The 24476-nt window shown below is 64.9% G+C and carries 23 protein-coding genes and 1 tRNA gene; 15 read left to right on the top strand and 9 right to left on the bottom strand.

Features of this window, described 5'->3' with window-relative positions; translation table 11 throughout:
• Positions 1-23: 23 nt before the first annotated feature.
• The 12 genes from A3M7_RS0100375 to A3M7_RS0100320 all read left to right on the top strand — a co-directional run bounded on the left by A3M7_RS0100375 (position 24) and on the right by A3M7_RS0100320 (position 15819).
• Positions 24-1760, top strand: coding sequence for a bifunctional diguanylate cyclase/phosphodiesterase (locus tag A3M7_RS0100375; protein WP_027542121.1), 1737 nt, complete (start codon positions 24-26; stop codon positions 1758-1760).
• A gap of 243 nt (positions 1761-2003) precedes the next feature.
• The gene (locus tag A3M7_RS0100370; RefSeq protein WP_027542120.1) at positions 2004-3446 is read left to right on the top strand and encodes a sigma-54-dependent Fis family transcriptional regulator; all 1443 of its coding nucleotides are present in this window, start codon (positions 2004-2006) and stop codon (positions 3444-3446) included.
• A gap of 195 nt (positions 3447-3641) precedes the next feature.
• Entirely contained in the window at positions 3642-4952 is a 1311-nt protein-coding gene (locus tag A3M7_RS0100365) for an MFS transporter (RefSeq protein ID WP_049823172.1), read from the top strand.
• Between the two features lie 123 nt (positions 4953-5075).
• Entirely contained in the window at positions 5076-7124 is a 2049-nt protein-coding gene (locus A3M7_RS0100360; protein WP_027542118.1) for an acyl CoA:acetate/3-ketoacid CoA transferase, read from the top strand.
• A 111-nt stretch (positions 7125-7235) separates the two neighbouring features.
• Positions 7236-8420, top strand: coding sequence for a substrate-binding domain-containing protein (locus A3M7_RS0100355; RefSeq protein ID WP_027542117.1), 1185 nt, complete (start codon positions 7236-7238; stop codon positions 8418-8420).
• 178 nt (positions 8421-8598) lie between these two features.
• On the top strand, positions 8599-9363 hold the full coding sequence (locus A3M7_RS0100350; RefSeq protein ID WP_027542116.1) for an ABC transporter ATP-binding protein: 765 nt from the start codon (positions 8599-8601) through the stop codon (positions 9361-9363).
• A complete protein-coding gene (locus tag A3M7_RS0100345) occupies positions 9360-10082 on the top strand; it encodes an ABC transporter ATP-binding protein (protein WP_027542115.1) in 723 nt (240 codons plus the stop codon). The genes A3M7_RS0100350 and A3M7_RS0100345 overlap by 4 nt, the downstream gene beginning before the upstream one ends.
• Positions 10079-11089: a branched-chain amino acid ABC transporter permease gene (locus A3M7_RS0100340; RefSeq protein ID WP_027542114.1), complete on the top strand. Its 1011-nt coding sequence runs from the start codon at positions 10079-10081 to the stop codon at positions 11087-11089. Before A3M7_RS0100345 ends, A3M7_RS0100340 begins: the two co-directional genes overlap by 4 nt.
• The gene (locus tag A3M7_RS0100335) at positions 11086-12171 is read left to right on the top strand and encodes a branched-chain amino acid ABC transporter permease (protein ID WP_198033676.1); all 1086 of its coding nucleotides are present in this window, start codon (positions 11086-11088) and stop codon (positions 12169-12171) included. The genes A3M7_RS0100340 and A3M7_RS0100335 overlap by 4 nt, the downstream gene beginning before the upstream one ends.
• A gap of 174 nt (positions 12172-12345) precedes the next feature.
• Positions 12346-15456, top strand: coding sequence for an EAL domain-containing protein (locus A3M7_RS0100330; protein ID WP_027542112.1), 3111 nt, complete (start codon positions 12346-12348; stop codon positions 15454-15456).
• A 24-nt stretch (positions 15457-15480) separates the two neighbouring features.
• Positions 15481-15729 (top strand): diguanylate cyclase domain-containing protein, encoded by a 249-nt coding sequence (locus A3M7_RS0100325; RefSeq protein ID WP_027542111.1) that lies wholly within the window; start codon positions 15481-15483, stop codon positions 15727-15729.
• Positions 15730-15742: 13 nt separating this feature from the next.
• Positions 15743-15819, top strand: a tRNA-Arg gene (locus A3M7_RS0100320).
• 27 nt (positions 15820-15846) lie between these two features.
• Here the strand turns inward: A3M7_RS0100320 and A3M7_RS0100315 are convergent.
• Entirely contained in the window at positions 15847-16056 is a 210-nt protein-coding gene (locus A3M7_RS0100315; RefSeq protein WP_027542110.1) for a hypothetical protein, read from the bottom strand.
• Between the two features lie 174 nt (positions 16057-16230).
• Here A3M7_RS0100315 and dinB point away from each other — a divergent pair, with 174 nt between their 5' ends.
• On the top strand, positions 16231-17331 hold the full coding sequence (gene dinB / locus A3M7_RS0100310; RefSeq protein ID WP_027542109.1) for a DNA polymerase IV: 1101 nt from the start codon (positions 16231-16233) through the stop codon (positions 17329-17331).
• Between the two features lie 152 nt (positions 17332-17483).
• Here dinB and A3M7_RS0100305 read toward each other — a convergent pair whose 3' ends face one another.
• From A3M7_RS0100305 to A3M7_RS0100295, 3 genes are all read right to left on the bottom strand, one after another.
• Positions 17484-17777 carry a hypothetical protein gene (locus A3M7_RS0100305; protein ID WP_027542108.1) on the bottom strand — a complete coding sequence of 98 codons (294 nt, stop codon included), beginning with the start codon at positions 17775-17777 and terminating at the stop codon, positions 17484-17486.
• Positions 17778-17983: 206 nt separating this feature from the next.
• Positions 17984-18277, bottom strand: coding sequence for a DUF1330 domain-containing protein (locus A3M7_RS0100300; protein WP_027542107.1), 294 nt, complete (start codon positions 18275-18277; stop codon positions 17984-17986).
• 28 nt (positions 18278-18305) lie between these two features.
• Positions 18306-18992, bottom strand: a complete 687-nt coding sequence (locus A3M7_RS0100295; protein WP_027542106.1) for a DNA-3-methyladenine glycosylase I — start codon at positions 18990-18992, stop codon at positions 18306-18308.
• A gap of 210 nt (positions 18993-19202) precedes the next feature.
• Here A3M7_RS0100295 and A3M7_RS0100290 point away from each other — a divergent pair, with 210 nt between their 5' ends.
• The gene (locus A3M7_RS0100290; protein ID WP_027542105.1) at positions 19203-20030 is read left to right on the top strand and encodes a metallophosphoesterase; all 828 of its coding nucleotides are present in this window, start codon (positions 19203-19205) and stop codon (positions 20028-20030) included.
• Here A3M7_RS0100290 and A3M7_RS0100285 read toward each other — a convergent pair.
• From A3M7_RS0100285 to A3M7_RS0100265, 5 genes are all read right to left on the bottom strand, one after another.
• Positions 19969-20457: a Crp/Fnr family transcriptional regulator gene (locus A3M7_RS0100285; RefSeq protein ID WP_027542104.1), complete on the bottom strand. Its 489-nt coding sequence runs from the start codon at positions 20455-20457 to the stop codon at positions 19969-19971. The two genes, A3M7_RS0100290 and A3M7_RS0100285, sit on opposite strands and share 62 nt — an antisense overlap.
• A gap of 82 nt (positions 20458-20539) precedes the next feature.
• Positions 20540-21076 (bottom strand): GNAT family N-acetyltransferase, encoded by a 537-nt coding sequence (locus tag A3M7_RS0100280; protein ID WP_027542103.1) that lies wholly within the window; start codon positions 21074-21076, stop codon positions 20540-20542.
• A gap of 121 nt (positions 21077-21197) precedes the next feature.
• Positions 21198-21938 (bottom strand): di-trans,poly-cis-decaprenylcistransferase, encoded by a 741-nt coding sequence (locus A3M7_RS0100275; RefSeq protein ID WP_027542102.1) that lies wholly within the window; start codon positions 21936-21938, stop codon positions 21198-21200.
• Between the two features lie 28 nt (positions 21939-21966).
• Complete coding sequence (locus A3M7_RS0100270) at positions 21967-22341, bottom strand: transcriptional regulator (RefSeq protein WP_027542101.1); 375 nt, start codon at positions 22339-22341, stop codon at positions 21967-21969.
• On the bottom strand, positions 22328-22945 hold the full coding sequence (locus tag A3M7_RS0100265) for a hypothetical protein (protein WP_027542100.1): 618 nt from the start codon (positions 22943-22945) through the stop codon (positions 22328-22330). Before A3M7_RS0100265 ends, A3M7_RS0100270 begins: the two co-directional genes overlap by 14 nt.
• Before the next feature lie 193 nt (positions 22946-23138).
• Between A3M7_RS0100265 and A3M7_RS0100260 the strand changes: the two genes are divergently transcribed.
• Entirely contained in the window at positions 23139-24383 is a 1245-nt protein-coding gene (locus tag A3M7_RS0100260) for a S1C family serine protease (RefSeq protein ID WP_049823154.1), read from the top strand.
• Positions 24384-24476: the final 93 nt, after the last annotated feature.

Below are 24476 nucleotides of genomic sequence, written 5' to 3'. Positions count from 1 at the left end.
AAACAACAAGATTCATGACTTCTATGAACGACAACAGATATTCCGGCGCGAGCGAGGCCGAACTCGGATTTCTCAAGGAAATCGTTAGAATGCTGCCGGCCGGCCTGACCGTGCAGGACGCCGATGGCGAGCTTCTGCTGGTGAACGATGCCGCAGCGGCGCAGCTCGGCATGGACGGCAGCCGCCCCTCGCCCGATCTGGCGCCGCGCCGGGAAGCCTGCCTGAAGGCGCTGAGCGCCGGCCAGGCGGTCGTCACCGAGGAAGCCCTGCACGACGGCGCCGCGCGCCAGGTGCTGCTGACGACCCATCGTCCGGTTCGCCTCGCCGGACGCGAGCTCCTGATCTCCGCCTCCTCCGACATCACCGAGCAAAAGAATTTCGAGGACCAGCTGTTCCGCTCGGCCTATTTCGACGAGCTGACCGGATTGCCCTCGCGGCGCGTGATCGAACACCGCGCCAACAACCTGCTCGCGCGCGATCACGGCGGCGAGCGCTTCGCGCTCGCCTTTCTCGACGTCGACAATTTCAAGCACATCAATGACTATTACGGCCACGCCGTCGGCGACGCGCTGCTGGCCGAGCTGGCGAAGCGGCTCGGGCGCGACCTGCGCGATTCCGACATGCTGTCGCGCATCTCCGGCGACGAATTCCTGCTGCTGCTGTCGCCGATCCAGAGCCAGGAGGAAGTCGCCGAATTCATGCAGGCGACGCTGGAGCGGCTGACCGCGCCGTTCTTCATCGACCATTCGGAGGTCTTCGCCTCGACCTCGGTCGGCATCAGCCTCTATCCCGACCACGGAAGCAGCTTCGAGACGCTGCGTCAGAACGCCGACATCGCGATGTACCGCATCAAGAACGACGGCAAGGGATCGGCCGCCTTCTTCGACGCCAGCATGGAGCGCGAGGCGCTGGCGCGGACCAAGATCGAGCAGTCGCTGCGGCTCGCCATCCTCGAGAAGCGCTTCTGCTGCGCGTTCCAGTCCAAGGTCGATATCCGCACGCAGGCGGTGAAGGGCATCGAGGCCCTGGTGCGGCTGCGCGACGACGAAGGCGTGATCCAGGCGCCGGGCTCGTTCATCAACCTTGCCGGCGAGCTCGGACTGATCGACGAGCTGACCCATCTCGTGCTCGCCGAGATCGTCAAGTCGATCGACCTGATCAACGAGACGTTCGGCGCGGAAGCCTCCATCAGCATCAACGTCGCCGCCAGGCAGGCCGGCAATCCCGAGTTCATGCGCAGCTTCGCGCAGGCGCTGGACAACACCGGCTTTCCCCAGCGCTTCATGATCGAGCTGACGGAAGAGGCCTTCGTCGCCAAAAGCCATTTCCAGTCGGAAATCCTGCCGATGTTCCGCAAGCTCGGCGTCGGCATCTCGATCGACGATTTCGGCACCGGCTATTCCTCGCTCTCGGCGCTCGCCGACATCACCGCCGACGAGATCAAGATCGACCGCTCCTTCATCACCGACATCCATAAGCGGCCGCGCAGCCAGGGCATCCTGCGCGCGATCGAATCCTTGAGCGAAGCGCTCGGCATGACCGTGATCGCCGAGGGCCTCGAATCCTACGAGGAGCTCGCCTACCTCCAGGCCGCAAGCAAGATCCGCTACGCGCAGGGCTATTATTTCTCGCGGCCGATCTTCCTGGAGGAGCTGAAGCTCGCAACACCCGTCTCCAGCGAGTCCCGCGCCAGCGTGGCCAGCCGCCCGATGCAGCAGAACCGGCAGGGCTATTCGCGGGCGAACGGGTATCGAAGGTAGGCTCTACTATCTGGATGTCGTCCCGGCGAAGGCCGGGACCCATACTCCGAGGGCGTAGTCGTGAGGCGGGCTGGTAACCACTTGTCATCGCCAAACCACTCTCTGTGGCTATGGGTCCCGGCCCCCCGTGCGCAATTGCGCACTAGGCCGGGACGACGGCAAGTTCGGAGCCAGCCCCGTTTTCGCCCTTTGAAATTGCTGCCCTTTTGGTAATAAACAGGCGGGCTTCCCGCGAGGCACGCCATGTCCGGTCCCTCTTCCGTCGTCAGCGATCCCGCCTATATCCGCGCACGCGCCATGGAGACGCTGTTCGAGCGGCTGGAGCATCTGTGCGAGGGTGCCATCGCAATCGATCGCAGCGGACGCGTGGTCTATGTCAACGAGAAATACGTCACCGCGATGGGCCTCTCGCATGAATCCGAGGCGCTCGGCCGCCCCATCGAGGAGGTCATCCCCAACAGCCTGATGCGAAGGGTCGTGGAAACGGGTGAACCGATCATCCTCGACATCATGGAGCTCGGCGGCGAGCAACTCGTCGTGACCCGCATGCCGATCGAGGACGAGAAAGGGAATATCATCGGTGCGATCGGCTTCGTGCTTTACGACCGCCTCGAGGGCTTGAAGCCACTGCTCGGTCGCGTCGCCCAGCTCGAAAACGATTTGCGGCTGGCGCGGCGGCAATTGTCGCATGCGCGTGCCGCCCGGTTCACGTTCGACGACTATGTCGGTGCAACCGCAGGCATCGCACAGGCCAAGACGCTTGCAGCGCGCGCCGCGCGCCAGAGCGTCACCGTTCTGCTCACCGGGGAGACCGGCACCGGCAAGGAAATGATGGCGCAGGCCATCCACAACGCGTCCGCCCGCGCCGAAAAGCCGTTCGTCAGCGTCAACGTCGCAGCGATCCCGGATACGCTGATCGAATCGGAGTTCTTCGGCGCCGCGCCGGGCGCCTATACCGGCGCGGACCGCAAGGGTCGCGACGGAAAATTCCGGATCGCCGACGGCGGCACGCTGTTCCTCGACGAAATCGGCGAGATGCCGCTGCAATTGCAGGCCAAGCTGCTGCGCGTGCTGCAGGAGCGCGAGATCGAGCCACTCGGCTCCGACAAGGTCACCAGGGTCGACGTGCGCGTGATTGCGGCCACCAATGTCGACCTGCACAAGCGGGTCAGCGAGGGGACATTCCGGGCGGATCTCTACTACCGGCTCAACGTGCTCTCGATCGTGCTGCCACCCCTGCGCCACTGCCTGGACGACCTGCCCGAGATCTGTGGACGGCTGCTCGACGACATCAGCGCATCCGGCGACTACCTCAATGCCAGGATCACGCCGAGCGGCCTGGCTGCGCTTGCGCGCTATGGCTGGCCCGGCAATGTCCGCGAACTGCGCAACATCCTGGAACGCGCGCTGATCCTGAGCGATTCGGGGCGCCTCACCAGCGACGACTTCGATCGCATTCTCCCCGTTGGCGCGGAGACGGCGCCCACCGCACCATCGCGGCCGGCCGGCCTCGTCCTGCCCTATGCGGAAGCCGAGGCCGAGTTCGAGAAGCACACGCTCGAACAGGCGCTCGCCGCCAGCAACGGCCAGATCTCGGAAGCGGCCAAGATGCTCCAGATCTCGCGCGCGACCTTCTACAAGAAGCTCGCGAAGTTCGGCCTCGCCTCGGGAGCCGCATCCGTCTGAATTGCGAGACATCGCGTGTCCGGAGTCTCGGATTCCTGACACGGCGCGGTGCCGTTCCTTCCCGGAGCCGCCGCTGAATCTGCTGGGTTTTCAGCCATTTTGCGCAAACCTGTGGCATCTGGCGCGGAGCTTGCTCTTCGCTCTGCACAATGACGCGTGCTGCACATGCGCATTCGCAACCAGGGAGGACGCAAGATGAGTGAAGCGATCTCAGTCCATCAGCTTGAGGCGAGACAGCCCTCGCACGTGACGGTCGCCACCGCGAGCCTGATCGGCACGGCCATCGAGTGGTACGACTTCTTCCTCTACGGCACCGCCGCGGCGCTGATCTTCAACAAGCTGTTTTTCCCGACCTTCGACCCCATGATGGGAACGCTGCTGGCGTTCGCGACCTACGCGCTCGGCTTCATCGCGCGCCCGCTCGGCGGCGTCGTGTTCGGTCACTACGGCGACAAGATCGGCCGCAAGACCATGCTCTATCTGACCCTGCTGATCATGGGCGCCGCGACCGCGGCGATCGGCTTCCTGCCGACCTACGAGACCGCCGGCATCTGGGCCGCGGTTCTGCTGGTGACCTGCCGGCTGATCCAGGGCTTTGGTCTCGGCGGCGAATGGGGCGGCGCGGTGCTGATGGCGGTCGAGCATGCGCCGGCGGACAAGAAGGGATTTTACGGCAGCTGGCCGCAGCTCGGGGCGCCGCTCGGCCTCGTGCTCGGCACGCTGGTGTTCTCGGTGGTGTCCGCGATGCTGACCGACGCACAGCTTCTTTCCTGGGGCTGGCGCATCCCGTTCCTGTTCTCGATCGCGCTGGTGCTGGTCGGCCTTTGGATCCGCTTCACCATCGCGGAATCGCCGGAGTTCCAGAAGGTCAAGGACACCAAGCAAGAGGTCAAGATGCCGATCGTCGAGGCGATCCGCATGTACCCCAAGAACATCCTGCTCGCGATGGGCGCGCGCTTTGCCGAAAACGGCTTCTTCTACATCTACGCGACCTTCGTGCTGGCCTATGCGACGCAATCGCTCGGCATGAACAAGCAGGACATGCTCAACGGCGTGCTGATCGGCGCGGCGATCGAGACCTTCACCATTCCCGCCTTCGGCGCGCTCTCGGACCGGCTCGGGCGGCGGCCGATCTACATCTTCGGCGCGGTATTCTCCGCGCTGATGTCGTTCCCGCTGTTCATGCTGCTTTCGACCAAGAACCCGCAATATGCCTGGATCGCGATCGTGCTGGGCCTCGCCATCGGCCACGCCGCGATGTACGGCCCGCAGGCGAGCTTCCTGTCGGAGCTGTTCGGCACCAAGGTGCGCTATAGCGGCGTCTCGCTCGGCTACAACCTCGCCTCGATCTTCGCCGGCGCGCTGTCGCCGCTGATCGCGACGGGATTGATGACGGCGTACGCGCCGGCAACCTGGCCGATCTCGCTCTACATGATCGCGCTGGCGATCATCACCATCGTCTCGGTCTATTTCGCCACCGAAACACGCAAGATAGTGCAGTCCTGAATGGGCTGAGTGCGGCACCCCGCGACGCTGGAGCGGCTGGTCGCCAGCCGCTCCACGCGATACGAATAAGGCCAAGCGAGAAGAACGGGCATGCGGTCCGCAACAGACATGGGAGGGAATGCCATGAGCCAGCATCCTGCCTTGCCCTACCTGCGCAACGCCGAGAAGGGCAAAGTCGTCACCGCGGCGGAAGCCGTCATGCTGATCCGCGACGGCGACACCGTCGCGACCGGCGGCTTCGTCGGCATCGGCTTTGCCGAGGAGATCGCGGTGGCGCTGGAGGAGTTCTATCTCTCCAACGAGGGTGACGCGCCCTACACTCAAGGCAAGCCGCACAATCTGACGCTGGTCTATGCCGCAGGCCAGGGCGACGGCAAGCATCGCGGCGTCAACCATTTCGCCCATGAAGGCCTGGTTCGGCGGGTGATCGGCGGGCACTGGGGCCTTGCGCCCAAATTGCAGCAGCTTGCGATCGCCAACCAGATCGAGGCCTATAATCTGCCGCAGGGCGTCATCACGCATCTGTTCCGCGACATCGCGGCGCACCGGCCCGGGCACATCACCCGCGTCGGCATGGGCACCTTCGTCGACCCCCGCAATGGCGGCGGCAAGCTGAATGCGCGCACCACCGAGGACATGGTCGAGCTGATCAAGATCGGCGGCGAAGAATGCCTGCTCTACAGGACGTTTCCGATTCAGGTCGGGATCATTCGCGCCACGACCGGCGATCCCGACGGCAACCTCACCATGGAGAAGGAGGCGCTGACGCTGGAAGCGCTGGCGATCGCCATGGCGGCGCATAATTCCGGCGGGATCGTCATCGCCCAGGTCGAGCGCGTTGCCGAGAGCGGCAGCCTCAATCCGCGCCAGGTCAAGATTCCCGGCATCCTCGTCGATTGTGTCGTCGTGGCGAAGCCGGAGAACCATTGGCAGACTTTCGGCACGCAATACAATGCGGCCTTCTCGAGCGAGATCCGCGTCCGCGCCGCGTCCCTGCCGGTGATGCCGGTCAGCGAGCGCAAGATCATCGCCCGGCGCGCCGCCCTCGAGCTCAAGGCCAACAGCGTCGTCAATCTCGGCATCGGCATGCCCGAAGGAATCGCCTCGGTCGCGAACGAAGAGCGGATCATCGACCTCATCACGCTGACGGCGGAGCCCGGCGTGATCGGCGGCATCCCGGCGAGCGGCATCGATTTCGGCGCCGCGATCAACACCCAGGCGGTGATCGACCAGCCGTATCAATTCGACTTCTACGACGGCGGCGGCCTGGATGCCGCCTTCCTCGGGCTCGCCCAGGCCGATCGCGCCGGCAACCTCAATGTCAGCAAGTTCGGACCGAAACTCGCCGGTGCCGGCGGCTTCATCAACATCAGCCAGAACGCCAAGGAGGTCGTCTTCGTCGGCACGTTCGGCGCCGGCAAGCAGCGCATCGCGGTGAACGACGGGAGGCTCGCCATCCTCGACGAGGCGAGGTCGCGTAAATTCGTCGACAGCGTCGAGCACGTCACCTTCAGCGGCCCCTTCGCCGCGGCACGGGGGCAGCGCGTGCTCTATGTCACCGAGCGCTGCGTCTTCGCGTTGCGGCCCGACGGGATCGAACTCATGGAAATAGCGCCCGGCATCGACATCGAGCGCGATATCCTGCGCCTGATGGATTTCAAGCCATTGATCCCGCGCGACCCCGTCCTGATGGACGCCCGCATCTTCCGCGACGGCCCCATGGACCTGCGCGAGCGGCTGCTGACCATTCCACTCGACCAGCGCTTCACCCTGGACGAGCAGCAGAACCTGTTCTTCGTCAACCTGGAGCGCTATCCGTTGCGCAGCAAGACCGAGATCGACGCGATCGCGGCCCTCGTCGAGGCGAGGCTCGCCCCGCTCGGCCGCCGGGTCTACGCCATCGTCAATTACGACAACTTCTCGATCCTGCCGGAGCTGATGGACGACTATTCGGCCATGGTGCGCAGTCTCGTCGACCGCTTCTATTCCGGTGTGTCGCGCTACACCACGTCGGGCTTCCTGCGCATCAAGCTCGGCGAAGCCCTGGAGAAGCGCGGCGTCGCGCCGCACATCTTCGAGAGCGCGGAAGAGGCGCAGTCGGACTGGCGGCAGATCGAGTCGGCCGCCAGCCCCGCCGCGTCCGGCGACACGCGCATGACACGGCAGGCCTAAAAATGATGCATGTTGATGTGCCGGCGCAGTCCGCCGGAAGGTTGAATTGCAATGTTCGTAACGTTGTGCAAATCGCTGTTACCGAGAAATTTTGAATCAGGAGGGACCATCGTGCGTCGATCACTCATCATAACAACAACCATCCTCGCCCTCGCCGCGGGCACCTCCGTACAGGCCGACGACCTCAAGGTCGCACTCATCTACGGCAAGACCGGTCCGCTCGAGGCCTACGCCAAGCAGACCGAGACCGGCCTGCAAATGGGCTTCGAATACGCCACCAAGGGCACGATGACGCTCGACGGCCGCAAGATCGTCGTCATCACCAAGGACGACCAGGGCAAGCCGGACCTCTCCAAGGCCGCGCTCGCGGAAGCCTATCAGGACGACAAGGCTGATATCGCGATCGGCACGACCTCGTCGGCCGCAGCGCTCGCCATTCTCCCCGTCGCCGAGGAGAACAAGAAGATCCTGATCGTCGAGCCGGCGGTCGCGGACCAGATTACCGGCGAGAAGTGGAATCGCTACATCTTCCGTACCGCGCGCAACTCCTCGCAGGACGCGATCTCGAACGCGGTCGCGATCGGCAAGCAGGGCGTCACCGTTGCAACGCTGGCGCAGGACTATGCCTTCGGCCGCGACGGCGTCGCCGCCTTCAAGGAAGCGCTCGCCAAGACCGGCGCGACGCTCGCCGCCGAAGAATATGCCCCGACCTCGACCACCGACTTCACCGCGGTCGGCCAGCGCCTGTTCGACGCGCTGAAGGACAAGCCGGGCCGCAAGGTGATCTGGGTGATCTGGGCCGGCGCCGGCAATCCGCTGGCCAAGCTCCAGGACATGGATCCGAAGCGCTATGGCATCGAGCTCTCCACCGGCGGCAACATCCTGCCGGCGCTCGCCGCCTATAAGGGCCTGCCCGGCATGGAGGGCGCGACCTATTACTTCTACGAGATCCCGAAGAACCCGGTGAACGACTGGCTGGTCGCCGAGCACCAGAAGCGCTTCAACGCACCGCCGGACTTCTTCACCGCGGGCGGTTTCGCCGCCGCGATGTCCGTCGTCGCCGCCGTCACCAAGGCGAAGTCGACCGACACCGAGAAGCTGATCACCGCGATGGAAGGCCTGGAGTTCGACACGCCGAAGGGCAAGATGGTGTTCCGGAAAGAGGACCATCAGGCGCTCCAGAGCATGTATCACTTCAAGGTCAAGGTCGATCCGAACGTCGCCTGGGCCGTGCTCGAGCCGGTGCGCGAGCTGAAGCTCGAGGACATGGACGTCCCCGTCCGCAACAAGCGCTGAGCTGTTTGACTTCACCTCCCCCGCTTGCGGGGGAGGCCGGGTGGGGGCTCTTTCCTCTTGGAGGTTCTCGCCCGCGGAGACACCCTCTCCCCAATCCTCCCCCGCAAGCGGGGGAGGGAGCGCAGCGTGATCGCGGATACATCTCCATTCTATTCGCCAAACTCGGCCGAGACATCGAATGCCGCTGACTCTCGAAACCCGCGACCTCACCATCCGCTTTGGCGGCCACGTCGCGGTCAACAACGTCTCCTGCACGTTCCGCCCGGGCGAGCTCACCGCCATCGTCGGGCCGAACGGCGCCGGCAAGACCACCTATTTCAACCTGATCTCGGGCCAGCTGCGCGCCTCACACGGCAGCATCCTGTTCGACGGTACCGACATCACCCAGCATTCCGCGCCGCTGCGCACCCGTGCGGGCCTCGGGCGCGCCTTCCAGCTCACCAATCTCTTTCCGAATCTGTCGGTCGAGGAAAACGTCCGCCTCGCAGTGCAGGCGGCTGATAGCACCCATTACGACATGCTGCGGCCGTGGATGGTCCGCCGCGACCTGATCGCGCGCGCCGACGCCATCCTCGACCAGGTCGCGCTCGGTAGCCGCCGCGGCGTGGCCGCGACCGCGCTGTCGCATGGCGACCAGCGCAAGCTCGAGGTCGCGCTGATGATCGCGCTGGAGCCGAAGGTGTTCATGTTCGACGAGCCGACCGCGGGCATGAGCATCGACGAGGTGCCTGTCGTGCTCAACCTGATCGCACAGCTCAAGCAGGACAGGAGCAAGATCATTCTGCTCGTCGAGCACAAGATGGACGTGGTGCGCTCGCTCGCCGACCGCATCATCGTGCTGCATAACGGCCAGCTCGTCGCCGACGGGCCGCCGGCCGAGGTGATCGCCTCGCCGATCGTGCAGGAGGCCTATCTCGGCGTCGCTCCGAAGAGTGCAGCATGACCGATCTGCTCAAACTCTCCGGCGTGCACACCCATATCGGCCGCTACCACATTCTCCAGGGCATCGATCTTACGGTCCCGCAGGGACAGACCACGATGCTGCTCGGCCGCAACGGCGCCGGCAAGACCACGACGCTGCGCACCATCATGGGCCTCTGGCAGGCCTCGAAGGGCGAGATCAGCCTCGCCGGGATGCGCATCGAGAGCCGCGCCACGCCCGACATCGCCCGGCTCGGCGTCGGCTACGTGCCCGAGAGCATGGCGGTGTTCTCCGATCTCACGGTGAAGGAGAACCTCGTGCTGGCGGCGCGCGACGGGCCGCTCGACGACGCCCAGCTCGACTGGATCTTCGGCTTCTTTCCGGCCCTGCGCCGGTTCTGGCTGTCGCGCGCGGGAAGCCTCTCGGGCGGACAGAAGCAGATGCTGTCGATCGCGCGCGCCATCATCGAGCCGCGCAAGCTGCTCTTGATCGACGAGCCGACCAAGGGGCTGGCGCCTGCCATCGTCATGGCGCTGATCGAGTGCCTGAAGGAGATCAAGCGCAAGGGCGCGACGATCCTCCTGGTCGAGCAGAATTTCTTTGCCGCGCGCGAGCTCGGCGACAACGTGCTGGTCATGGACAACGGCACCATCGTCCATCGCGGCGAGATGGCGGCGCTCGCCGCCGACGTGCCGCTGCAGGAACGGCTGCTCGGCCTGAGCCTGGAGGCGCATCAGTGACAGAATTTGCCGCAAACGATCCGCTGCCGAAGCCGAAGCGCGACATCGCGCCGATCCTGCTGCCGGTCGCGCTCGCCCTCCTGGTGATCCCGCTGGTCGGCTCGCCCAGCACCTGGCTGACGCTGACCGCCGCGAGCCTCGCCATGGGCATGATGATCTTCATCATGGCCTCCGGGCTGACGCTGGTGTTCGGCCTGATGGACGTGCTCAATTTTGGCCACGGCGCCTTCATCGCCGTCGGCGCCTATGTCGCAACCCTGGTGCTGGCACCGTTCGCGGCTTCCATTCAGGCCGATTCGCTCTGGACGAACCTCGCGGTGCTGGCGCCGGCCGCGCTGCTGTCGATGGCGGTGTCCGGCGCGCTCGGCCTGATCGTCGAGCGCGTGCTGATCCTGCCGGTCTACGGCCAGCACCTGAAGCAGATCCTGATGACGACCGGCGGCCTGATCGTTGCCGAGCAGGCGCTCTATGCGCTGTGGGGGCCGCAGATCATCCCGATGCCGCTGCCCACTTCGCTGCGCGGCTCCTTCATCTTCGGCGACGTCGCGATCGCCAAGTACCGCGTGCTGGCGACGCTGATCGGCCTTGCCGTCTTCATCGCGATCCAGCTCGTGCTCAACCGTACCAAGCTCGGCCTGCTGATCCGCGCCGGCGTCGAGAACCGCGAGATGGTCGAGGCGCTCGGCTATCGCATTCGCCGCCTGTTCCTCGGCGTGTTCATGACGGGCTCCGCGCTCGCCGGCCTCGGCGGCGTGATGTGGGCGCTCTACCGCGAGCAGGTCCACGCCTCCATGAGCGACGACCTCACCGTGCTGATCTTCATCGTCGTCATCATTGGCGGGCTCGGGTCGATCGGCGGCTGCTTCATCGGCGCGATCCTGGTCGCGATGGTCGCCAATTACGGCGGCTTCCTGGTGCCGAAACTCGCCCTCGTGTCCAACATCCTGCTGATGGTCGCCGTCCTGATGTGGCGGCCGCGCGGCCTCTATGCGGTGACCAGCCGATGATGATCCTCTCCGGCGATCCGCCGCGCAGCCGCGTGCTCACGCTCGTCCTCGTCCTCATCATCCTGGCGCTGGCGGCGACGCCGTTCCTGTTTCCCGGCGCCAGGGCGCTGAACGTCGCGGCCAAGATCTGCGTCTTCGCCGCGCTGGTCGCCTCCTACGACCTCCTGCTCGGCTATACCGGTTCGGTGTCGTTCGCCCACACCATGTTCTACGGCATCGGCAGCTACGCGATCGCGATCGCGCTGTACGGGATGGGTCCGAATTGGGCCGCGGTCGCAACCGGCATCGTCGTCGGCCTGCCGCTTGCGGCGCTGCTCGCGCTCGCGATCGGACTGTTCTCGCTGCGCGTCGCGGCGATCTTCTTCGCCATGATCACGCTGGCGGTCGCCTCTGCCTTCCAGGTACTGGCTTCGCAGCTGTCCTGGCTGACCGGCGGCGAGGATGGCCGCAGCTTCCAGCTGCCCGAACTGCTGCGCCCCGGCACGGTGCTGATCTCCAGGAACCTGTTCGGCTTCGAGGTCAACGGCCGCATCCTCACCTACTACCTCGTGTTCGCCATATCGGCCGTGATGATCCTCGCCCTGCTGCGTGTGGTGAACTCGCCGTTCGGCCGTGTGCTGCAGGCGATTCGCGAGAACCGTTTCCGCGCCGAAGCGCTCGGCTTCCGCACCGTGTTCCACCTGACCTACGCCAACTGCCTCGCGGCCCTCGTCGCCGCCAGCGCCGGGATCCTGAATGCGCTGTGGCTGCGCTATGCCGGCCCCGACACCTCGCTCAGCTTCTCGATCATGCTCGACATCCTGCTGATGGTGGTGATCGGCGGCATGGGCACGATCTACGGCGCGATCATCGGCGCCACCATCTTCATCCTCGCGCAGAACTACCTGCAATCACTGATGGGAGTCGCCTCCAAGGCGGCGTCGGAAGCCGGGCTGCCGCTGCTGCCGGGACTTTTGCATCCCGACCGCTGGCTGCTGTGGCTCGGGCTGCTGTTCATTGCCAGCGTCTATTTCTTCCCGACCGGCGTGGTCGGACGGCTGCGCAATCGCGGCGGTGACAAGAGCGCGGGCACCTCGCATTAAGCCGCCGCTAACGATGCAGCGCAGCGATTGTTGCGCGCATCGCGCAACCGCGGAGCGATTCCCGCCCCGCTGCATGCGGCCGGGACGGCACAACCGCATTAATGCTTAGGTAACTGGCTTTCCTAAGGTTTACGCCATTTGTGCGGTGTATTCGTGTTCCTCCAGGGAGGGGGAATGCGCCAGGTCTTTTCCACGGTAGCAGCCGGAATGTCCTTAGCCGCGAAGAACGGCTGGGCGGCCTTGGCGCGGCGTGGTCCTGTCCTGTGGCTGACCCTGTGCGGCGCGCTGCTGGTGGCAGGGATCTTCGCCGTGACCGCCATGGCCGTCGGCGAATTCCGCGAGCGAACCCTCGCCAACCGCGAGCGCGAGCTGGAAAACACCGTGCAGCTGATCGCGCGGCATTTCGATCAGCAATTCGAGGATTCCGACGTCGTCGCCGCCGATCTGATCGGGCAGATGAACCTGCCGGGGATCACCTCGCCCGCGATGTTCCGCGAGCGCATGTCCGGCTCTGCCACAAACCAGATGCTGCGCAGCAAGATCAGCTCGGTCTCCTATCTCGGCGACATCGCGATCTACGATGTTGACGGCGAACTGATCAACTGGTCGCGGGCCCAGCCGCTGCCCAAGATCAACATCTCATCGCGAGCCTACTTCCAGACGTTCAAATCCGATCCGATGGCCGAATCGGTCATCCTGGAATCCGTCCGCAGCTTCATCATCGGCAAATGGACCACGGTCGTCGCACGACGGCTGAGCCTGCCGGACGGCACGTTCGTCGGCGCGATGGTCCGGCGGATCGATCCTGACAGCTACCAGAACTATTTCGCATCGGTGGCGCTCGCCGAAGGCACTGCCATCTCGCTGTTCGATCGCGAAGGCAAGATGCTGGCGCGCTATCCGCATGTCGAGGAGCTGATCGGCAGGAGCTTCAAGACTGCGCCGCTGATGCACAAGGTGCTGACCAAGGGCGGCCAGCAAACGCTTCGCGTCAGGAGCCCGGTCGACGGCGAGGAGCGGCTCGGCTCGGCCGTGTCGCTGAAGCATTTCCCGCTGGTCATCGTTGCCACCAACACCACGGACGCGGCGCTTGCCGACTGGCGGCAGCAGACCGGCTTCATGGTCACGACCGCCGCGCTATCGGCCGCCGTGATCACGCTGATCCTCTTTCTGATCATCCGCCAGATCAACCGGCAGAACCGCGAAGCCCAGGCGCGGATCGAATCGGAGCGGCTGCGGCTCGACACGGCCTTGAACAACATGTCGCAAGGGCTGATCCTGTACGATGCCGCCGGATACATCGTCACCTGCAACCGCCAATACGCCGACATGTTCGGCCTCTCCCACGACGTCATCAAGCCCGGCTGTCACATCCGCGAGGCGATGTACCATCGCAAGGAACGTGACGCGTTTGACGGCGATGTCGAGGAATTTTGCGCCGACGTCGTGAGGATCGTCGCCGAAGGCACGGTCTCCACGCGAACTCATCAGCTGGCCAACGGCCGCGCCTTCCAGGTCATCAACACGCCGCTCGCGCAGGGCGGATGGGTCGCCACGATCGAGGACATCACCGAGCGCCGCGGCCTGGAACAGGAGCGCGATCGCAACCACACCTTCCTGCGCGAGATCATCGACCATATTCCCTCGCGCATCACCGTGAAGGACGCCCGGACGCGGCGCTACCTCCTGGCCAACCACGTGGCCGAGGAACAACTCGGCGCATTCCCCGAGACGATCGTCGGCAAGACCGCGTTCGACCTTTACCCGGCGGACGCCGCCGAGATCGTCACCCGGGACGACGACAAGCTGCTGCAATCTCCGGACGGACTGTTTCTGGATGAGCACGTCTGGACGACCCCGACCACCGGACGGCGCTACATTACCTCGACCCGGATCGGCATTCGCGACAAGTCCGGCGAGCCGCGCTACATCATCAATGTCGTCGAGGATGTCACCGAGCGGCGGCGCGCCCACGAGAAGATCGCGCATATGGCGCATTACGATGCGTTGACCGACCTGCCGAACCGCACGCTGTTCCGCGAGCAGATCGAACGCGAGTTGGCGAAGGTCGCCGACGGCGGGCAGTTTGCGCTGCTCTACATCGACGTCGACGAATTCAAGGGCATCAACGATTCGCTCGGCCATCACGTCGGCGACGAGCTGTTGAAGGCGATCGCCACCCGCCTCCGCGGCTGCCTCAAGAAGAGTGATCTGATCGCGCGGCTCGGCGGCGACGAGTTCGCGGTGATCCAGACCGCCATCCAGTCCCGTGCCGACGTGCTGTCCTTCGTGACGCGGATCTACGAGGCGATCCGGCAGCCCTATCACTGCTTCGGCCACCAGCTCTCCACCGATGCCAGCATCGGCATTGCGCTGGCGCCGCAGGACGGCAACGATCTCGACCAGCTGATCAAGAACGCCGACCTCGCGATGTACGGCGCCAAGGCCGAGGGACGCCGCACCCACCGCTTCTTCGAGCCGGAGATGGACGCGTGCGCCAAGGCGCGCCTGACCATGGAGCAGGATTTGCGTCAGGCCCTGGTGAACGGCGGCTTCGAGATCCACTATCAGCCGCTGGTCGATCTGCGCTCGGGCGAGGTCTCCGGCTGCGAGGCGCTGCTGCGCTGGCGCCATCCCGAACGCGGCGGGATCTCGCCGGCGGAGTTCATTCCGATCGCCGAGGATACCGGCCTGATCAACGAGCTCGGCGACTGGGTCCTGCGCATGGCCTGCAACGAAGCCGCGACCTGGCCGTCGCATGCGCGGGTTGCGGTCAACGTCTCGCCGGTGCAGCTCAAATGCGACACGCTGGCGCTCAGGATCGCCGGCGCGCTCGCCGCCTCCGGGCTCGATCCGCGCCGGCTCGAGCTCGAGATCACCGAGGCCGTGCTGATCCGCGACGACGAGGCGGCGCTCTCGATCCTGCACCAGCTTCGCGCGATCGGCGTGCGCATCGCGCTCGACGATTTCGGCACGGGCTACTCCTCGCTGAGCTATCTGAAGCGCTTCCCATTCGACAAGATCAAGATCGACCGCTGCTTCGTCGCCGACATCGCGGAGACGAGCGGCGCGCCGGTGATCGTGCAGGCGGTGGTGAACATCGCCGCCGCGAGCCACATGACCACGGTCGCCGAGGGCGTCGAGACCGAAGCCCAGCGCGAGCTGCTGCGCACGCTCGGCTGCACCGAGATGCAGGGCTATCTGTTCAGCGCGCCGAAGCCGGCCAGCGAGGTGCGAAAGCTGTTCGGCCCGAGCGATGCCATGCCGGTGGCGGCGGTGGCCTGAGATGGCGAGATCCGCATCGCCGTCATGGCCTTGCGGATCGCCCATGGCGCCAAGGGAGTCGGCGACCACGTCACCCTCAGCGTCGGCGTCGCCAGCCACATTCCCGGCGAAGCCGACGGCACCCCCGACCCGCTGCTGGACCTGGCCGACCAGGCGCTTTATGCGGCAAAACGGCTTGGCCGCGACAGCCTGCCGGTTCCTGGCCGCATTGCCCGCAAATCAGCCCGGCCGAACACGGCGGAAGCGGTTGCCCGCCCCTCGCCAATCGGCTAAATGAGGCCCCACTGCACCCGTAGCTCAGCTGGATAGAGCGTTGCCCTCCGAAGGCAAAGGTCACACGTTCGAATCGTGTCGGGTGCGCCAGCCTTGTGACCGTCTTTACGCCAGCGCCTAGCTGAGCATCGAGATCATCGTCTGGATCTGGTCCGAGGCGGACGTGACCAGCCCATCGTAGGATGTCTGGCCGTGCGCGGCGGCCTTCAGGATGCATTCGGCCACAGCCGCTTTCAGACCAAAGACCGATTGATGGGCCGGTACGCTCGCCATCACGGTCTCCAGCGCTTGACGCATCGTCTGAATGAGCTCGGAGCTGTATTGCATGGGCTGTCCTCCGCGGGCTCATATTAGATCGCGTGCCCATGCTTGCCACTCACAAGCCTGAGAGTCTGCAAGCCCCTGGATGAGCTGTTTCATTCCGGAGCTTCCTACACGCGTGGCCGGGAACCAATTGCTCACGATCTCGCGCTTCTCCTTGCGCGATTGTATCATCTTCCCATGAGCGAATCCGACACGGTGACTGGCGACACTTCGCCGGTGCGCAAGATCATCCATATCGACATGGATGCGTTCTATGCGTCCGTGGAACAGCGCGATAATCCGGACCTGCGTGGCAAGCCGGTCGCGGTCGGAGGCTCCGCCGAACGCGGCGTCGTCGCGGCCGCCAGCTACGAGGCCCGCAAGTTCGGCGTTCGCTCTGCCATGCCCTCGGTGACTGCGAAGCGGCAATGTCCCGATCTGATCTTCGTCAAGCCGCGCTTCGAGGTCTACAAGGCGATCTCCAGGCAGATCCGCGACATCTTTGCCGAGCACACGCCGATCATCGAGCCGTTGTCGCTCGACGAGGCCTATCTCGACGTGACTGAAAACCTGCAGGGAATCCCGCTCGCGCGCGACGTCGCGCTGCGGATCCGCGAGAAGATCAAGGCCGAGACGGGGCTCAACGCTTCGGCCGGCATCTCCTACAACAAGTTTCTGGCCAAGCTCGCCTCCGATCATCGCAAGCCCAACGGTCAGTTCGTGATCTCTCCGGAGATGGGACCCGCCTTCGTCGAGGCGCTGCCCGTCGGCAAGTTCCACGGCATTGGCCCGGCGACCAGTGCGAAGATGAATGCGCTCGGCATCTTTACCGGTCGCGACATGCGTAACCAGACGCTGGAATTCATGAACGCCAATTTCGGCAAGTCGGGCGCCTATTACTATTGGATCTCACGCGGCGTCGACGAACGTCCGGTCCGGGCCAACCGGATCCGCAAGTCCATCGGCGCGGAGAACACGTTCTCAACCGACCTCGACGAATTCGACGCGCTGGTCGCCGAGCTCAAGCCTCTCGTCGACAAGGTCTGGCGCCATTGCGAGGCAACCGGCAACCGCGGCCGCACCGTCACCTTGAAGATCAAATTTGCCGACTTCGAGATCATCACACGTAGCAGGTCCGCACCAACACCGGTTGCAGGCCGGGACGATCTGGAACGGCTGGCCTGCGGCCTGCTCGAAGTCGAGATGCCGCTGCCCAAGCGCATCAGGCTCTTGGGCGTATCGCTGTCTGCCCTCCAGGACGGGGATGATCCGGAGCCGCAGCTGACTTTCGGCATCTGAAACGGATGGACAGGGCGCTCAGCGAACGCGACCTCTTTGTCCGCGACGCGTCTCCAAACCTGTCGTAGAGGCAGCAAATGCGGCTTTTCGCGATCCGGTGACGGGATCTTTCAAACCCGCCACCAATAAACGTGTCGATCGGCCCGCACCAATCAATGCTTCATCTGCTCGAACACCACGATCACGCCGGTCGGCTCGGGCTCGTGCGCCGTCAGGCGTGTCAGGTCTGCATCGGCCCAGTCGGCGAGGCTGACGACTTCGCCGGTCTCGCGTTCTGCACCTGGCGACGGCGTGGGCTCGAGGACCTTGAGTCCGCTTTCGTCGACGAAGAAGGTGTGCTCACCGAACATGCTGTTGAGCTGGGGCACGGCGGGATGCTCGTCGGGCAGCACCTGGGCGCCGAGTTGCGTGATGGTCTGCTTCACCTGCGCGGATGTGAGCTTCATGCGCTGCTCCGTTTCTGTCGTTTCGGGTTTCATTGATTTGGGCCACAGCGGGCGTTCCCTGCGCCCTGGTTCGCCTGGCTCAAATTTCCGAACGGATGCTGCGCGCAAATGTTCCGGTGAAATGTATTTCGTGATCGCGCGTTGCATCTGCCGCGCAGACGGCACGGGATCGCCACAGGATGTCCACGATCTGCCTGTGCGCGGCCCTAATCTGCGGCTTCAACGATCCGGATGTCGCGGTCCGCACCGTCGCCGAGCAAATCATAAGCAGCCTGATAGGCCGGGCTCGCATACGCGGCCTTGGCGCGCTCGACGCTGTCGAACTCGATGAGAACGACGCGTTCCATCTGGCCGAGCTCGAAGGCCGCAGCCGGTATCCCGCGCGCGAGCACACGGCCGCCGGCCGCCTCGATCGCCGGGCGCGACAGCTTGGCATAGGCCGCCATGGCGTCGGGGTTCTTGATCGCGCGGTAGGTGGCAACCCAATAGGCTTTGGCCATTCTTCTTCTCCTGATGTCTCGTGGTCCGTTACTCGCTCCTGACCTCGCCGACCGAGAGCGCGCAGATGCGTGACAGATATGTGTAGGGCAGACCGGTCTCCTCGGCCCAGGCGTTGAACTGCGCCTGCACTTTTGCGAGATCGCCCTTCGACTTCACCTCTTCGCCGATATCGAGGCCGGCACCGCGCAGGCAGGCCACGACGTCCCTGGAGGTGACGAAACCGTCCCAGCCGACGAAGCGCAGCAGCATCTGGCCGGTGTTGCCGCCCAGCCGGCTGCCGCGCTTGGTGAGGAGATCGAGCAGGCCGATCTCCTCGGACGACGGCCACTTCGCCAGAAACTTGCCGAAGCTGCCGTGCTCCTTTGCGATCGCCTGGACGAAAGCGGCGTTGTCGCGCACCGACATGATCTTGGCGCCGTTGCGCACGATGCGCGCATCGCGCAGCAGGCCTTCCCAATAGTCTTCCGGCTGGAAGGTCAGCTTGGCCGGCTGGAAATGCAGGAAGGCCTCTTCAAAGCCGTCCCATTTCGAATCGATCACGCTCCAGGCAAAGCCCGCGCAAAACACCCGCTTGGTCATCTCGGCGAGGATGCGGTCGTCGCCGAGCTTCGCGAGGCGCTTGAGGTCGGGCTTGTCAGGCATCAGTCGGTCCAGCGCCTTGGGGCCGCCCTTGCGCTTCTCGGCGCGGGCACGGATGGTCTTGAAGGAGGTCATGCGGACACGGGCGGTTGAGGGTGCGCCACGACAGCAGAATTCGATGGTCCGGTCCAGACCTGCGACGCCGGGCGCCTTGCATACCGCGAGACGCCGCGGCATGCTCGCCCTCATTGGATTGACGCGAAGGGGCGGCCGTGCTGGTCTGCTTCTTGCTTTTTTGCCGTTTTGGAATTCCCAGACATTTTCAATCTCGCGAACGGATTTCAAATGCGCTGCCTGGTCGTGGCTGACCTGCACTACGCGCTGCCGCAGTTCGACTGGCTGGTCAGCGCGGCGCCGCAATTCGACCTCGTGATCTTCGCCGGCGATGCGCTCGACATCGGCTCGATGGTGGACTTTCGTGCGCAGATCGTGGTGGTGAAAAAATACCTCGCGCTGCTTGCCGGAAAGACCCGCGTGATCCTCTGCTCCGGCAATCACGACCTCGACGAGCGCAGTGCGGAGGGGGAGAAGATCTCGCGCTGGATCTCGGAGGTGCGGGAGCTCGGCATTGCCTGCGACGGCGACAGCCTCACCATCGGCGACACCCTGTTCACGGTGTGCCCGTGGTGGGATGGACCACTGGTCAAGCAGCGCATCGCCGACCAGCTCCGCGATGCCGCGGCGAACCGGCCGCAGCGCTGGATCTGGGCGCATCACGCGCCGCCGGCGAATTCGCCGACGAGCTGGGGCGGCAAGCGCTTCTTCGGCGATGTCGAGGTGGTGCAGTGGATCATGCAGTATCAGCCGTCGATGGTGATTTCGGGCCATGTGCACCAGTCGCCCTTCATCACGGATGGCTCGTGGTTCGACCGGCTGGGCCAGACCTGGGTGTTCAACGCGGGCCTGCAGCCGGGTCGGCCGCCGACGCATATCGTGCTGGATCTCGATGCCAACAAGGCGTTCTGGCTGGCGGCGGGCGAGGCACAGTGGATCGACCTCGACGCGCCGCTGAAGCGGCCGGCAGCCTTTGTCGAGGCACCGCCGGACTGGCTTACATTCTTGGATCAGATTGCCGATCCGAGCCTGGCGAAACCTCAAGCGGCGGCAGGTTGATCATGCTCTGAAGCACTTCGCCGACCATGGCCAGATGCGTGCCGTGGCCGGCATATTGCCGCTTGAGATCGGCAAGATAGGTATTGGCGGCGTTGAGCCGCTGCGCCAGCGTGCGCGCGAGCAGCAGCGCCACCTCCGGCTTCTGGATGAGGAATGACGCCGCGTCCTCGAACTCATAGATGACCGAATCCGAGCTGGCCCGCACCGTCGCGGTGTGCGGCAGCCCGAGCAGCACGGACATCTCGCCGAACACGGCGCCGGGCTCGGCGATGATAGCGACCACCGTGTCGCTCTTGAGCACTTCGAGCTTGCCCTCGACGAGCACGTAGAGGTGGCCGCTGCTGGTGCCACCCTCGGTGACGACCGACGTGCCGGCCTTGACCTGCCGCTCCGTTCCGCCGGTGCAATGATCCAAAACTGCGCGCATCGCCGAAGCTCCCATCGCTGGGGTACCCACGTGCGATACTAGAGCACGATCCGTGCCACGCGGCAATTCAACCTGCGTATGGCTATCGCGACAGGTGCTTGGCGAGGTGAACCGACTGCCAGTCGCCGAGCCCGGTATCCCTGAACCCGGCCTTCTTCGCCAGGCCGCGCATTTCCGCGTTGGTTCGCGCGGTCTCGCCGGCGATCATCTCGTGGCCGAGATCGATCGCGCGCGTCTCCATCGCCGTCATCATCCAGAGGCCAAGGCCCATGCGCTGGAACGCATCGGCGACCGAGATGGCAAATTCGCCGTGCCGTGCGGCCGCATCGTAGGCGTAGTGCGTTTCGCCGATGATGGTGCGCTGCCCCTCCTGCCTGAACTCGGCGAGCAGGATGAAGTGACCGGGACGGTCGGCCTTCGCCACGCATTCGGCCGCGACCACGGCGAGGTCGGCGCGCGCACCCATGAAACGCTTGTTGCGCGAGGTCGTGGACAGGCCGGTGAAATAGACCGACAGGTTCGCCACGTCGGATGCACCGGCGGTCCTGATGCAGACCATGAACTTGGCTTCGGCCGGTTCAACCGGCGCGACGACGGCCCCCGGAAGGTGCTGTAGCATGCGTGACGCTCTCGGCAGGTTGCGTGGACCGCACACCTAGCCGAGACCGTGCACGCAGCGCTTGGACATCGCTGCCAATCATGCGGCTGAAAACGAACAGCTCGTTTCCCTGTGCCGCACGTCACACACGGGAGAGTGACGGCACCTCCTCGGGCATGATGGCCTGGAGGCCGCCGAAGCGTCGCTCGCGGCCGTGGAACGCGGCGAGGGCCTCGGCGAGATCGCCCGCGTCGAATTCGGGCCACATCCGCTCGGTGAAGTGCAGCTCGGCATAGGCGCCTTCCCACAGCAGGAAGTCCGACAGCCGCTTCTCGCCCGAGGTGCGGATGATGAGATCGACGTCGCGCAAACCGGCCTCGCCGGTGACGAGCTGCGAGAACGCTTCGCGGGTGAGGCTGGTCAGTGCCGCTGCTTTCGCCGCAGCGTTGAGGATGGCATCGCGCGCGGAATAATCGACGGCGATGCGCAGGTGAAGCGTGCTGCCGCGGGCGGTGGCCGCTTCGGCCCGCGCAATCGCATTGGCGATGCCGTCGGGCAGCCGGTCGCGGCGGCCGATCACGGTGAGGCGCACGCCGTTCTTCACCAGGCTCTGCACCTCGTTGGCGAGATAGAAGCGCAGCAGGGTCATCAGCGCGGCGACCTCGGCCTTCGGCCTTCGCCAATTGTCGGTCGAGAACGCGTAGAGCGTCAGCGTGCCGATGCCCTGCTTCGGCGCGGCCTCGACGATGCGGCGGATCGTCTCGACGCCGGCCTCGTGGCCGCGCACGCGCGACAGACCGCGCCGCGTCGCCCATCGTCCGTTGCCGTCCATGATGATGCCGACATGAAGCTTCTCGTTGCGGGGCGCAAGTTCACTTTGCATTGCAAAGTCTCCGGTCAAAAAAGGACGATCAGGTCGAGACGATACCGAGGCGGCCGAGCGGTGGCGCCTCGCGGCCGGCGGCCTTGGCGGCGTCGCGCACCAGCCGCTCGAGCACGGCGAGGTAATCGAGGAAGCGGCGGCGGCCGGCCTTGGTCAGGCGGCAAGTGGTGTGCGGGCGATTGCCCTCATAGCCCTTGGTCACCTCGACGAGGCCGGCCTCCTGGAGCACGGCAAGATGCCGGCTGAGATTGCCGTCGGTCAGGCCGCAGAGCTGCTTGAGGTCGGCGAACGCCAGGCCCTTCGGATGCGCCATCAGCGAGGTCAGAAGCCCGAGCCTCGCCTTCTCGTGGATGACGCGGTCGAGCCCTTCATAGGAAAAAGGCGCGCTGTCAGTCTTCGACATCGTGGTCTCCGGACGCAAAATATAGAATGCCCGCCATCACCGACTGGCCGATCACGAAAGGCAGGCCCATGGTCCATGGTGACAGCGTGTGGGTTTGGCTCGCGAGCACCACGACCGCGAAGCCTGAAACGAAATACCAGGCGCCGGCGAGCGCGACGGTGCGCGGCAGCGAGCGGACGGAGGCGAAGATGCCGAGCGACACCAGGATCTGCCACAGACCCGGCAACAGCCACAGCGTCTCACTCGCAAACTTCCACATCACCACCGCAAGCAGCACGCCGGCAACGCCTGCGGGGAGGAACTGCTCGACCGCCTGGTGGATCATGGCGTCGGCAAGGCCGGAATGATGACGGCGTGAACGCGCGCGCATCTCGATCCCGATCACCAGGACGGAGAGCACGGCGGCGACGAACCAGCCGAAGAAGAAGCCGAGCGGCTCGCCGGTGGGGTCACCGAGCAGCCAGAATTGCAGGATCGCCGTGATCAGCGCGACGGCGCCGGTCGCGGCCATGGTCGCCGGTCCGTAGCCACGGAACGCCGTGCCGGCCGCAATCTGACTGCGGATCGCCACGATGTCGGCCAGTGCCTTGTCGAGATCGCGCATCGGCAACGCCAGAACCTCGCTCCACCCACGCTTGTCGGACGCGTTACTTTGTATTGCAAAGTATATCGCATTACAAAGTAAGCGCAAGCCCGAAGGCTGACCCGAGGAAACACGATCCGTCCGAACAACTGCCGGTTGCGTCAATGGGGACTGGCCGGATAAGATGGGTCAATGGCGTTCCGGGGGCGTGGAGATGTTCAAGTCGACTGTTGTTGCGTGCGTGCTACAGACGATCCTGGCCGGGGTGGCACATGCGGCGGGGCCTTTCGGCGCGATCCGCGTCGGCAACTGGACCGGCGGCGCCTATTCCAATGATTCGACCGGCGCATTCTCACACTGCGCTGCAAGCACACCTTACGCCAACGGCGTCACCTTGCTTGTTGGCCAGGATGCAAACAGCTCGTGGCTGGTCGGCTTTGCCAATCCGGCATTTCGCTTCAAGAAGGGCGAGAACCTCACGATCGACGTAACCTTCGACGGCCAGGCCGAGGCGCGACTCTTCGCAACGGCACTTTCCGAGGTCATGGTCTCGGCAGTTCTGCCCACCAACGTCGCCCGCGCTCTCCAGAAGGCGAGCCTGATGGTGGCGGTGGCGAGAGGTACGCCCTTTCAGTTTAGCCTGACGTCAACTGCGCCTTTGGTGGCCGCGATTACCAATTGCGTAACCAAAGTCAAAGCCGACGGCCTGGATAAGGCCGGCGATTTTACAAAGATTGCCGCCAAGCCGCAGGCCGCGCCGGACAAGCAGGCATCACCGGCAACCGGCGGCAAATCTGCTCGAACGAAGAGCGGCACCGGCTTCGTGGTCAGCGCGAACGGCCACATCGTCACCAACAACCATGTGATCGACGGCTGCGTCGGCGACATCAAGGGCAACCTCACCGGCGAGGCCTCGATGGCGCTGCGCGTGGTGTCCAGCGATGCGAACAACGATCTCGCCTTGTTGCAGGCGCCGTCGACGGCAGCTTTCAAGGACTTTGCCCGTATCCGCGACCGCTCGATCCGCTCCGGCGATTCCGTCATCGCGATCGGCTTTCCTTACCATGGAATGCTGACCTCGGACCTCACCGTGACGACCGGTATCGTGAGCTCGCTCAGCGGCTTGCGCAACGACACGCGCTTCCTGCAGATCAGTGCGCCAGTGCAGCCCGGCAACAGCGGGGGCCCGCTGTTCGACGCCACCGGGCAGATCGTGGGTGTCGTTACCGGAAAGGTCGACGCGCTCCGCATCGCCGTAGCGACCGGCAACATTCCCGAGAACATCAACTTCGCCATCAAGACCGGCGTGCTGCGCGACTTCCTCGACAACAGCGTGGTGCCCTACCAGACGGCGGAGCCGAAGAGCGAACTCAAGACCACCGACATCGCCGGCAACGCGCGGCCCTATACGATGCTGATCTCGTGCAACGGGACGGAGCAGGCTGACGCGAAGCGGTGAGGCCGTTGGGCATCGGCGGCGCCCCACCCTTCGATGTCGTCCTGGCGAAAGCCAGGACCCATTACCCCAGGGAGGAGTTTGGCGAAGTCTCGT

The organism is Bradyrhizobium sp. WSM2254, from assembly GCF_000472645.1.
Lineage (GTDB): Bacteria > Pseudomonadota > Alphaproteobacteria > Rhizobiales > Xanthobacteraceae > Bradyrhizobium > Bradyrhizobium niftali.
The sequence above is the reverse complement of the archived record's forward strand: the minus strand, read 5'-3'. Positions and strand labels throughout refer to the sequence as shown.